The following is a 12022-nucleotide window of genomic DNA, read 5'->3' on the forward strand; positions in this document are numbered from 1 at the left end:
CTGCCGTAAGGCCGGCTACTGAGTTACGGCGGTCTTCGGTCCGGCCGAGAGGATGCCCTCGTCAGCTTGGTCGGCGAAGTTCGCGAAGTTATTGTGGAAAAGCTGAGCCAGTCGTTGGGCGGCTTTGTCGTATTCCGCTTCGTTGCGCCAGGTATCCCGCGGGTTCAACATGGCATTAGGAACGTCCGGACAGCTCACGGGACGTTGCAGGCCGAAGACCGGATCGGCGACGTACGGTACGTCGTCCAATGCGCCGGTCAGGGCAGCTTTGATCATGGCACGGGTAAAGGCCAACTCGATCCGGGAACCTTCTCCGTAGGCTCCGCCGGTCCATCCGGTGTTGATAAGCCAGACATTGATGGGTTCGCCTTCCTGCTCCGATTCTTTCAGCTTGCTGCCGAGCATGTCCGCGTAATGCGTCGGGTGAAGGGGAATGAAGGGGGCACCGAAGCAGGCCGAGAAAGTTACCTGGGGCTCGGTAATGCCCGCCTCCGTACCCGCAATCTTGGCCGTATAGCCACTGATGAACTGGTACATGGCCTGTTCGGCGGTCAGCTTGCTGATAGGGGGAAGGACGCCGAAGGCATCACAGGTGAGAAAGAAGATGTTGCGTGGCAGATCGCCACGGCTGTTGTACATGATGTTATCGATGTGATAGATCGGATAACTCACGCGGGTATTCTGGGTGATGCTGTCGTCTTCGTAGTCCGGCGTGTGGCCATCCTCCTTCAGGCCGATATTTTCCAATAGGGCACCGAATTTAATGGCCCGGTAGATCTGCGGCTCTTTTGATTCGCTGAGGTCGATAACCTTGGCGTAGCAACCGCCCTCGAGGTTGAAGACGTTGGCCTGGCTCCAGCCGTGCTCGTCGTCGCCAATCAGCCGGCGATCGGGGTCGTTACTCAGCGTGGTTTTGCCCGTACCGGAAAGACCGAAGAATAGCGCGGTATCCCCCTTCGTACCAACGTTGGCGGAACAGTGCATGCTCAGGACGTTGCGGCGAGTGGGCAGCACGTAGTTCAGTACCGAGAAGATTCCCTTCTTTATTTCCCCGGTATAGGCGGTTCCGCCGATGAGGATGGTTTTCTCGGTAAAGTTGATGATGCTGAAGTTGTCCTGGCGGGTGCCGTGTACGGCGGGGTCGGCGGTGACGCCGGGGAAAGCGTAAATGGTCCACTCGTCCGATATCAGATTTGTGATCCGCTCGTCGTCCGGCCGAAGAAACATGTTATAGGCAAACATATTCTGCCACGGATATTCGGTGAATACCCGGATGTTGATCCGGTACTTGCGGCTGGCGCAGGCGTAGGCATCGCGTACGTAGACTTCTTCCAGTCCTCCGGCGTATGCAAGGGTCTTTTCAAGCAGGCCGGCAAAAGCTTCCGGCGCAATGGGCTTGTTAATCTTGCCCCAGTCGACGGTATCGCGGGTAATATCGTCTTCAACGATGTAGCGATCCTGGGGGGAGCGACCGGTATACTTACCGGTATTGATAATCAGTGCACCGGTGTCGCTGAGGTGGCCTTGTCCTTTGGTGATGGTATCTTCTACCAGGGCGGCTACCTTCAGGTTCTCGCGCAGATTGTGGTGTTGCATGAACGCAAAGCTTTGGTTAGGGGCGGTAAGTTACAGCTTGCCGCTCAGACCCCTGAGAAAGCGCTGAATCCGCCATCCACCGGCACTACGATGCCGGTGACGAAACTGCTGGCATCGGCGCAGAGGTAGACCAGGGTCGACATGAGTTCTTCCGCCTCGCCGAAGCGGTTCATGGGGGTGTTGGTGAGGATGGTCTGCCCCCTTGCCGTGAGCGTGTCGTCTTCGTTCAGCAGTAGCCGCCGGTTTTGCTCGCCGATGAAAAATCCCGGAGCAATAGCGTTCACGCGAATCTTACCATTGTACTTCCGGGCCATTTCCACGGCCAGCCAACGCGTAAAATTGTCGATACCGGCTTTGGCGGCACTGTAGCCCACCACTCGGGTAATGGCGCGGTCGGCGGCCATGCTACTGATGTTGACGATGCTGCCCGAGCCTCCGTTTTCGGTGAGCATTTTACCGAAAATCAGGCTGGGGATGACCGTACCGTCCAGATTTAGTTTACTCACTCCGGCAAAATCTTCCATCTGTAGGTCGAAAAAGGTCTGGTCCGGACCGATCGTTGCTCCGGGGCGGTTGCCGCCCGCGGCATTGACCAGGATATCCAGCTTTCCCCATTCCTTGCGTAGCTCATCGGCGGCGTCCCGAAGTGAGGCCGCATCCGTGACATCACCCCGCAACAGCAGGATGTTTTCCGGATCTCCCCCCAATTCCTCCTTGGCGCTGGTAAGATTTTCGGGATTGCGGCTGAGTAAGGCAACGCGGGCTCCGGAGGCGAGTAGTCCCCGGGCCATAGCCGTTCCAAGGGCGCCGGTTCCTCCGGTGAGTAGTGCGTTTTTACCGGTTAGATTAAAAAGCTCGGACATGCTAAGGTTATAATGGACTTAGAAAGTGGTATCATTCCCCGCCGGGGTATGGATGGAGCGTACGGATGGTTCCGTCCTCCTGATGGTGAATCTCCGCCATTTTGACGGATCGTAGATGCGTGACGCCTCCGGAAAGTACGGAATCGTGGTAGAACAAGTAATATTTACCCGCCACCGCGCAAATGGAATGGTGGGTGGTCCATCCTATGACGGGTTCCATGATTCTCCCGCGGTAGGTAAAAGGACCATAGGGAGAATCACCGGTAGCGTAACAGATGTAATGCGTATCGCCCGTGGAGTAGGAAAAATAATATTTCCCGGCGTGGCGGTGCATCCACGCCGCCTCGAAGAAGCGACGGTCATTATCGGAAGCCACGAGCACGTTGCCCTCCTCGTCGAGGATCTCGATCTCCCTGGGTTTCTCGGCAAACTCGAGCAAGTCATCTCGCAAGCGGGCGACGAGCGGTCCGAGAGCGGGTGTGTTCCCCGTAGGTTCGGCATGGCTGGGGTCGTAGTTGTTCTGGCGATATTCCTGCAGCTGGCCTCCCCATAAGCCGCCGAAGTACATATAATATGCACCATCTTCATCGGCATAGACCGCCGGATCGATGGAGTAACTACCCTTTATAGCTTCCGGGCGCGGGGTAAAGGGACCTTCGGGCCGATCGCCAGTAGCGACACCGATACGAAAGCGCCCTTCCTGATCGCGGGCGGGGAAGTAGAAGTAATAGGTACCGTTCTTTTCGGCTGCATCGGGAGCCCACATTTGACGGGAGGCCCAGGGGACGTCGTTGACGTGCAGCGCAACCCCGTGATCCGTGGTTTTTCCGAAGGGCTCGTCCATCGACAGCACGTGGTAATCCTCCATCCCGAAGTGATCGCCGTTATCGTTAAAGGGAATGCCGGCGTCTATGTCGTGGGAAGGGTAGATGTAAATCTTGCCGTTAAAGACGTGAGCCGAAGGGTCCGCGGTGTAAATATGAGATACTAATGGCTGGGAAAGGGCGGCTGCTTTGAGCTGCTCGTAATCGGGTTCTTGGTCCATAATAGAAAGTGTGTAGTTCGGAAGAAAAGCTAAAGAGGGGATCACCCCAGGTTTTTCGCACGGCTAACCAACAGGTCCTGCTCGATGTTGGTCTCCATCTCCTTATTAATCTCGTAAAAAAACAAGAGCCCGCACCCGATGAGGAAGGGAATCGAAGCGTAAAGGCTGATCAGTAGGCGGATGCCCAGGACGGTGTCCGAAGATTGTGATGGCAACCCCGCTTCATATCCGTAGAAGGACAGGAGCATCGCTACCAAGGCTCCGCCGATGGCCAGGCCTACTTTCAGGCCGAAGATCATTGCGGAGAAGATGATACCCGTTGCGCGACGGTTATTTTTCCATTCCGAGTAGTCCGCTACATCGGCGATCATGGCCCACAGCAACGGTACCGTGACCCCATACGCCAGGCCGTGGCCTACCTGTGCCAGGAAAACCAGTTCCACGGCATCAGGGGGGAACACCAGGTAAACCAGCAGAAAGAGGGTAGATATAAAAAGAAAGATGCCGAAGACGTTCCGCTTACCAAAGCGGTCGGCCAGCGCTTTACTGAAAAAGATACCGATGATCTGGCAGATGATACTGGTCGCGTTGTACAAGCTGAAGGCCGACGTAGCCGGATCCTCCGGCCAGCGGAATTCCGTAAGCCCCATCCCGGTTAGCGTATTGTTGAGGCCATCAATGAAGCCGTTGAAGCCGACGTTCTCCAGGAAAGCCGCCAGGGCCGGTTCGTTCATGTATTCGGAAAAGTAGTAGACGTAGGATCCCCCCTTGAGGGCCAGCGCCACGAATACGAGGGTAGTCAGCACCAGCATAATGACCCAGGGGCGATTGCGGGCCAGATCCCTGAGGTCGTCCTTTACGCTCGACTCCTGTTCGGGGCGGGGAACGACCCGTTCCTTCGTGGTGAGGAAGGTAATCAGCAGCATCACTACTCCGGCGGCGGCCAGGATTGTCATGGTGCGTTCGAAGCCAATGGCCTTGTCCCCGTCACCCAGGATCAGCACGATAGGCAACACCAGTACCTGAATGATGAACTGGGCGATCATGACCGCCACGAAACGGTAGCTGGACAGGCTGTTCCGTTCCGACATACTCCCGGTCAGCACCCCGCTAAGGGCACTGTAGGGTAGGTTGTTGGCCGAGTAGATCATCACCAGCAAGAGGTAGGTGACGCCGGCATAAATCAGTTTGCCGGTGGGCGCGAAATCCGGCGTCGCGAAAGTGAGCATGACGATCGCTCCGAAGGGAATCGCCGTCCAGAGAATCCACGGGCGGAATTTACCCCACCGGGTCCGGGTACGATCGGCGATGGCACCCATAATCGGCGTAAACACCGCGCCTCCGAGGATGCCTGCCCAGAAGATGATGAATGCAGCCCATCCAGCCGGAATGCCGTAAACGTCGGTGTAGAAAAATGCGATGAAGGTGACCAGCGTCTGAAAAATCAGGTTAGCTGCGAGGTCACCGAGCGCGTAACCGATCTTTTCGGTTACGGATAAGCGGAAGTTTTCTAATGACATGAATGGGACCTTAAGATTATTGCTTCAGTGCTACGACTGCCCCGTAGGCTTCCTTGGGCATCGAGGCCCGGTCGAATAGTAAGGGATAATTGGTGCGGCCGCGAATGGGCCAGTTGTTAAGCCAGCTTTGTGCGTCGTTGATCCCCCACAGGGTTACCCGGGTGATGGCATCGTCGTGCTTTAGGAAGAGACGGAATAAGTCAGCGTAGCGTTCGGCGATTTTCGTGGACACGGAATCCGGCAGCCCGGCGGCATAGGGGTTCATTGCCTCGCTGCCTTCAAAATTTTGATTTACGTCGGCGCCCTCCAGATCCCAGGGGTTGGGCAGGGTAGTTAGGTCGAGCTCGGTAATCATCACCTTGGCACCGGTGGCGGCGTAGGCCTCGATGCTGGCTTCCACTTCCTCGATGGGCGGGCCGTTCAGGTTGTAGTGTCCCTGCATGCCTACTCCGTCGATACGCAGTCCGTTTTCCTTGAGCAGATTGACGATCCGGACGGCACCGGTGCGCTTTTGGGGGTTATTGAGGTTATAGTCATTGTAGTACAACTCCGCGTCCGGGGCTGCCTCGGCCGCTATGCGGTAGGCATCCAAGATGTACTGTTCGCCCAGCAAGCGGTAGAAGATCGATTCCCGGTAACTGCCGTCCTCATTGAGCGCTTCATTGAGTACGTCCCAGCCATCTATCCGTCCGGCGTAGCGCCCGGCTACGGCCCGAATGTGCTCCTCCATATATTGCCGCAATTGCTCGGGGTCGGTGGTCTCGTTTACGTATGCCGGTGCCTGGGAGTGCCACACGAGCGTGTGCCCGATGATCCACTTGTCCTGCTCCTCCCCAAGCGCAACATAGGCATCCGCCGCCTCCCAGGTGAAGGAATCGGGGCCGGGCTGGATGTTTTCCCATTTCATGATATTCTCCGGCGTAATAGAGGTAAATTCCGATTCCAGCAGCCGCAGGGCCGCAGTATCCTGACCCATGATCTGCCCGCGATTGATCGCGGCGCCGATGTAAAAGTTATCCGCGTACAGGGCCCCAAGCGAAGGCGCCTCTTCCGCATCCGTTGGTTGCTGTTCGCCGGCAGAAGTAGGGCTGCCGCACTGGAATAGACCCAGGCATGCTAGCCAGAAGACAGTTGAAACACGAATAGTCAGGATCATATTGGAAGTGTTGAAAGTTCAGTAGGAGCGCTCGATGAGCGCGGCTCGACAGTTGAATGGTGGCTTCATGGACCGACCCGCAGTACCCATCTATCGCAGCGTTCGTCGTGGACCCGGCTAAACTCGGTTAGCGCGACAGCAATTCCGCGATTTACTCGCAGAGGACTAACACACGCGTTGCTTAGCCAAATCAATAAGCGGGAGGAAAATGGAGCTGTTAAAGTCATGCAAGATCGAATAGCGAAAGCCAACCAGTAGGTGGGCGGTTCGAACGAAGACCATTAGGTTCGCCCCACGTCGGCCGCTGGTGGACAAAGTACAACAATTTCGAGGCTTACGAAATCGATTGTGTGTGATCCATAGGTCTACTCCGGTGAAGTGGTTGCCTGAGTTTTGCGGCTAGAAGCACGAATAATGACTTCCGTAGTAAGCTGTACCAGGAGGTTTTCCGTTGTCGCTTCCGGGGTGGCTACCTTGAGTGCCTGCAGTAAGGCCTGGCGCCCCATCTGAGCTGCGGGGTGGGTCATGGAGCTAAGTTGAGGCTCTACGATTTCACAGATCGGGTCATTGTTGAATCCGATTAACGCCAATTCCTCTGGAATAGGAATGTTGTTTTGCCGGGCGAACTTTATGGCCCCAACCGCTGCGCCGTCATTTGTGGAGAAAATCCCGTCCGGCCTGCTGTCGAGAAGGAACAATTTTTCAGTCAACCGGTAGCCTTCGTCCAGCGTAAGCCGGTCGAGACTACAGATGAGGTCCTGGTCGATGTCCAATCCGTTCTGATCAAGCGCGGCCAGGTAACCAAGTTGCCGCTCCCGGTATATTTGCTGGTGCTGGGCCCCGCTAAAAATCGCTATCCGTTTACACCCCTGGTCAATCAGGTGCTGGGTAGCCTCGAACGCTGCCTGGTAATTGTCGATAATAACCCGATGGCCGGGTAGGGAGGAAGGGACCCGGTCGACGAACACTACCGGCGTACCTCCCCGGATAATCTCTTCGATGTGGTCGTAATGCGTCGTTTCCATGGCCAGCGATACCAGAAGGGCATGGATCCGGCTGTCCACCAGCGTCTTCACGTTGGCTACCTCCCGGTCGTAGCAGTCCTGAGACTGCGAGATAATCACGTTGTATCCAAATTCCTGAGCCGCCTCTTCCACCCCGGAAATGAGCGAGGAAATAAAGGGACGGTTGATCCAGGGTACCAGTACGCCAATGGTATTGGAGGTCTGCATGCGGAGGTTTGCCGCCACTACGTTGGTTCGGTATCCGCGCTTGCGCGCTAATTCCTTTACAGCATCCCGCGTCTCCCGACCGATGCTGAAGTGATCTTGGAGGGCGCGGGAAACCGTCGAGGGCGCCACGTTCAGTTCCATGGCCAGATCGTAAATGGTGACGCGCTTTTTCCGATTTTTATTCATTTTGCATGTATCGCGTGTTCGCTGCTTCGTACCGATGGCAAAAACCATCCGGCTTCGCAGATTGGGAGATCCACATCGCCGGATGAGGCAACGCTAGGATCCAGCTAAATATAAAGATATTTCCGCTCGAAACTAAGGTTGCACTTCCAGAACAACGACGGAGTAAGGAGGCAGCTTCACGGATACCGTACCGTTGGCGACCGTAAAATCGGTGAACGCTACCGGTACGATCCGGTCCGGTGCATCAAAATCGTTATAATCCTGCAGCTGATCGGAGGTCAGCAGTTGGGCGTTCACTGCGCCGGTTGTCGTGCCATTGAGTTGAATGTCCACGGTATGGGTTTCCGAAGCATCGATGTTAACCAGGGAGATGGTGACGGTGCCGTCATCACTCCGGGAGGCGGAGGCCGAAAGCGCGGGAAGCGATTTGCCCTCGTAGGAGTAGGTAAGCTCGGTTTCGAAGGAGGAAGGCAACAGCGTGGCGTCGTGGTGGGGGACGTACATTTTCATGACGTGATACGTAGGCGTAAGAATCATCTGCTCCCCCTCCGTCAGGATCACTGCCTGTAGTACGTTAACCGCCTGGGCGAGATTGGCCATTTTGACTCGTTCGGCGTGGTTGTTGAAGATGTTCAGGGTCGCTCCGGCGATCATGGCGTCCCGAATGGTATTTTGCTGGTACAGAAAGCCCGGATTGGTGCCCGGCTCAACGTTGTACCATCCTCCCCATTCGTCGACGTACAGGGCAATCCGCTTCTCCGGGTCGTATTCGTCCATGATTGCCGTATGATTCTCGATCAGCGTGTCCATCGCCAGGGCTACTTCCATGGTTTCGAAGTACTGATTTTCGTCGAATTCGACCGACGGGCCCTTGTCTTCCCAATCCGTAACGGAATAATGGTGCAGCGCCAAGGCGTCGACCATGTTCAGCTTCAGATCCTGCATCAGCACCCGCGTCCAGTTGTAGTCGTTGCTCGATGCGCCGGAAGCAATTTTAACGATACCGACGCTGTCCTCCTGGTTCCAGTCTTGCATGAAGGTGGCGTAGCGGCGATACACGTCAGCGTAGAATTCCGCCGTCATATTTCCCCCACATCCCCAGGCCTCATTGCCAACCCCCCAGTACTTGACGTTCCAGGGTTCTTCCCGTCCGTTTTCCCGGCGAAGTTTGGCCATCGGACTTTCCCCGCCATGATTGGTGTACTGAATCCAGTCGGCAACTTCCTGTACGGTCCCGCTACCTACGTTGGCCGACAGGTACGGCTCCGTGCCGAGAACCTCGCACAAATTGAGGAAATCGTGGGTGCCGAAGCTGTTGTCTTCCGTGACCCCACCCCACCATTGATTGACGATGGTCGGGCGGTCTTCTTTTGGTCCGATGCCATCCATCCAGTGATAGGTATCCGCAAAGCATCCGCCCGGCCAGCGCAGGTTGGGAATGCTGAGTGCTTTTAGCGCTTCGATGATGTCATTCCGCACCCCGGCCGTATTGGGTATCGTGCGGTTTTCTTCGCCCACGAAGAAGCCGTCATAAATATTACGTCCGAGGTGTTCGGCGAAGTGGCCGTAAATGTGGCGGCTAATCTGGTGCTCCGCGGCCCCCGCATCGACTACGAGGGTCGTCCTGGACTGCCCGGTCAACAGGAAGGGGGCGCAGCAGAAGAGGAAAATACTAGCTCGAAAAATGGTACGATGGAAGGAGTGCATAATCGGTAAAAGGTTAATGGTTAACGTTGGGATCGGCATAATACGGCAACTTGGCTTGCCGCGGTGCTGTCGGGGCAAATGATTTCCAGGCACCGGTAGAGTCGATCAATCGATTGCGTAAATATAGTTGGCTTTGATTGGCTGTGGCGCGCTTTGCCAAGAGAGGTCACAGGTCACCCACCAGCAGGTTGCAACCGCGCACGTCCGAATTATCCATGCGCCCGAGCACCTCGAAGCTTCCGTCTTCGAATATGCGACCTAAGTCGTCACTGGCGATAAAGCTCACCGTGTCGAGGTTCGCGAGATCGGTCAGGTTGAGTGCGGCGGTCTTTCCCAAAGGGGCCGGGGCAAACGGATCCGTGACGTCACGAGGGGTGACCGCCAGGGTGGTGGCCGGTAGGAAGCGGCCGCGCTCGGGGGCATAAGCCTGACTCAGCAGTTCGGTCATTCCGTATTCGCTGTGAATATGCTCTACTTCGAATGCATCGCTTAGGACCCCGTGCAACTCATCCCGGGTCATCTCCCGCCGCCGTCCCTTCATGCCCCCCGTTTCCATCACGATGGTATCTCCGAGTGGCTGCGGGAATCGTTCCGCCAGCTCCAGCAACGCGAAGCTTACGCCGAGCAGTAGGGTAGGGACGTTGCGCTCGCGCAACGCGCGCAGTCGCCCCGCCAGCTCAGGCAGGTTATCCAGGTAAAACCCCGAATCCGGTTGCCCGCTACGCCGAATGAAATCGTCGGCCATAAATACTAAGCTCGATCCCGACCGCTCCAGGTACGCCGGCAGGAGGGCGAGAACCGCCCGACCTGTAAGCGGACCGTAAAAGCGCTCGAAGGTTCTGGCGGCCTGGTCGACGTACCAGGCTTCTCGCCTAAGCGGATGACGACTGGTAGCCGTTCCCGTCGTACCGCTACTACGGAAGGTGCGGCTTGGCTCCCAGGCCCCGGTCCGGAGATCGTGGGTTTTAAACAGGGAGATCGGTAAATAAGGAATATCGGTCCGTTGCCGTACCTCCCGCTCATTGACATGCAACAAATCGAGGTATTCGGCGTAGATTAGGTTGTTAGCGGCTTGATGGTGGAATACCTCCAGCGCTATCTCCCAGAATTCATCCCGGGACAACCCCTCAATGCGCCGGGCCAGTTCGTCGCGCGACATGTTCAATCGATTATCTGTGATGCTATACACCCGTTATTATCTATGGTTGCTTGCCGCCGGACTGCTGACGCTGGGTTGCGTTAATCCGCCCGACTACCCCGATGAGCCCGTCATCGCCTACGAGGGCGTCAGTAAAGACAGTATCTACGCCCAGGTTACCGGTATTGCCGATAGTATCGTCTTTCAGTTCAGCTTCACCGACGGCGACGGCGATCTCAGCTCAGAAGACAGCACCGATATTTTTTACGTTGATAGCCGGTTCCCGAATACGCCAACGCCGCTGGCACTTCCTTCCATCCCCCGCGAGGGTACCGGCAACGGCATTAGCGGCGACGTGTTCTTTACCCTAATCAACACCGGTCAGGTCAACTGTTTATACGATGGCCGCTTCCCGGCCCAGAATCCGGCTTACCCCGTCGACACCTTCCGGCTGAGTATTTTCATGGTCGACCAGGCGGGCAACCGCTCCAACACGATCCGAACGGGACAAATTCAGATTAAATGTTTCGGCCCCTGAAGCAACCCGTAAAGAACGTTGTTTCCGGGCTAATTGGAGAAGAGCGGTTGACCGCATACAACCGGTACGCCAGGCAAACTGCCGGAGCCTATTATCAGCACTTTTTGTTGCGGTGCTACGGCCGTGGGTTCTACAACTTTTGGCGGGTCCCCTCCTTCCGGAACACCTGGTTCTGGAGGTTCCTGGACCGGCCCCGTCTGGCAAAGCTGTCCAAAGACCGGCGAATTGCTTTTATCTCGGTATTTGGCGATCCCCGACTCATCAGCAGGATTAACGCCGACCTTCGCGTGTTTTTTACGGGTGAAAATCTGGATTTTCATCCCTCCTACCGAGACCATCTATTTGGATCCGTCGATTTGTCGCTTGGCTTTGATCAGCTGCAGCGATCGGACTACCTCCGCTTTCCTATCTGGTTGCTGCTTTGCTTCGACCCCGGCATGCAACTGGCGGACATTACCGAGCGACTTCGGCAGTGGGATCGGAATCGGTTAGATTTGCTGCAACGACCCGCCATGGTCGCTTCCCTGGTTGCCAGCCACGATCCATCCGGGTCGCGCCGTCGTATAGCTGATCTGTTCGACCAGGTTGGAACGGTTCGCTACGGGGGCGCTTTTCGCAATGTTGGTGAGCGCGTACCTCCCGGTCAAGCATACAAACATCGGTTCATCCGGCAGTATCCCTTTCACATCTGTCCCGAGAACAGCCAACGTCCCGGATACACCACCGAAAAATTGTTTGAGGCCGTAGCCGCCGGGTGTATCCCTATTTACCGTGGCGCGGAAGGTGCGGTGGAACCCGACATATTTAACCAGGACGCGATCATTGCCTATTCACCTGGCGAGGAAACGGTCTTCCGGCAACGACTCCGTTCGCTCCGGGACGATCCGCATCAACTGCGTGACCTTCGGGGCATCCCCCCGTTCCGGCCCGATGCAGCGGAGCACATTTACAACTTCTACCTTCGACTGGAGGAAAAACTTTTCGATTTGCTAGGGTAGGGCGACGGAGCGCGGGAGCAAAGCCGATCCGATTCAGAACCTA

10 protein-coding genes are annotated in these 12022 nt (G+C 56.3%); 2 read left to right on the forward strand and 8 right to left on the reverse strand.

Going from position 1 to position 12022, the window contains the following annotated elements; translation table 11 throughout:
- Nucleotides 1-15: 15 nt before the first annotated feature.
- The 8 genes from pckA to CLV84_RS13695 form a co-directional block, all read right to left on the reverse strand.
- Nucleotides 16-1596, reverse strand: coding sequence for a phosphoenolpyruvate carboxykinase (ATP) (gene pckA / locus CLV84_RS13660; RefSeq protein WP_104420347.1), 1581 nt, complete (start codon nucleotides 1594-1596; stop codon nucleotides 16-18).
- 44 nt (nucleotides 1597-1640) lie between these two features.
- Nucleotides 1641-2459: an SDR family oxidoreductase gene (locus CLV84_RS13665; RefSeq protein WP_104420348.1), complete on the reverse strand. Its 819-nt coding sequence runs from the start codon at nucleotides 2457-2459 to the stop codon at nucleotides 1641-1643.
- A 31-nt stretch (nucleotides 2460-2490) separates the two neighbouring features.
- Complete coding sequence (locus tag CLV84_RS13670; RefSeq protein ID WP_104420349.1) at nucleotides 2491-3504, reverse strand: glycoside hydrolase family 43 protein; 1014 nt, start codon at nucleotides 3502-3504, stop codon at nucleotides 2491-2493.
- Between the two features lie 41 nt (nucleotides 3505-3545).
- A complete protein-coding gene (locus CLV84_RS13675) occupies nucleotides 3546-5024 on the reverse strand; it encodes an MFS transporter (protein WP_104420350.1) in 1479 nt (492 codons plus the stop codon).
- A gap of 16 nt (nucleotides 5025-5040) precedes the next feature.
- Complete coding sequence (locus CLV84_RS13680) at nucleotides 5041-6180, reverse strand: endo-1,4-beta-xylanase (protein ID WP_104420351.1); 1140 nt, start codon at nucleotides 6178-6180, stop codon at nucleotides 5041-5043.
- A gap of 365 nt (nucleotides 6181-6545) precedes the next feature.
- Complete coding sequence (locus CLV84_RS13685) at nucleotides 6546-7598, reverse strand: LacI family DNA-binding transcriptional regulator (RefSeq protein ID WP_104420352.1); 1053 nt, start codon at nucleotides 7596-7598, stop codon at nucleotides 6546-6548.
- Nucleotides 7599-7730: 132 nt separating this feature from the next.
- Nucleotides 7731-9305: an alpha-N-arabinofuranosidase gene (locus CLV84_RS13690; RefSeq protein ID WP_104420353.1), complete on the reverse strand. Its 1575-nt coding sequence runs from the start codon at nucleotides 9303-9305 to the stop codon at nucleotides 7731-7733.
- 166 nt (nucleotides 9306-9471) lie between these two features.
- A complete protein-coding gene (locus CLV84_RS13695; protein ID WP_104420354.1) occupies nucleotides 9472-10464 on the reverse strand; it encodes an acyl-CoA synthetase family protein in 993 nt (330 codons plus the stop codon).
- 19 nt (nucleotides 10465-10483) lie between these two features.
- On the opposite strand from CLV84_RS13695, the gene CLV84_RS13700 reads away from it, so the two are divergent.
- Together CLV84_RS13700 and CLV84_RS13705 are read left to right on the forward strand one after the other, a co-directional pair.
- Complete coding sequence (locus tag CLV84_RS13700; protein WP_146088811.1) at nucleotides 10484-10981, forward strand: hypothetical protein; 498 nt, start codon at nucleotides 10484-10486, stop codon at nucleotides 10979-10981.
- Nucleotides 10966-11979 carry a glycosyltransferase family 10 domain-containing protein gene (locus CLV84_RS13705; RefSeq protein ID WP_104420356.1) on the forward strand — a complete coding sequence of 338 codons (1014 nt, stop codon included), beginning with the start codon at nucleotides 10966-10968 and terminating at the stop codon, nucleotides 11977-11979. The genes CLV84_RS13700 and CLV84_RS13705 overlap by 16 nt, the downstream gene beginning before the upstream one ends.
- Nucleotides 11980-12022 lie beyond the last annotated feature (43 nt).

The sequence above is a fragment of the Neolewinella xylanilytica genome, assembly GCF_002934605.1.
GTDB classification, from domain to species: domain Bacteria; phylum Bacteroidota; class Bacteroidia; order Chitinophagales; family Saprospiraceae; genus Neolewinella; species Neolewinella xylanilytica.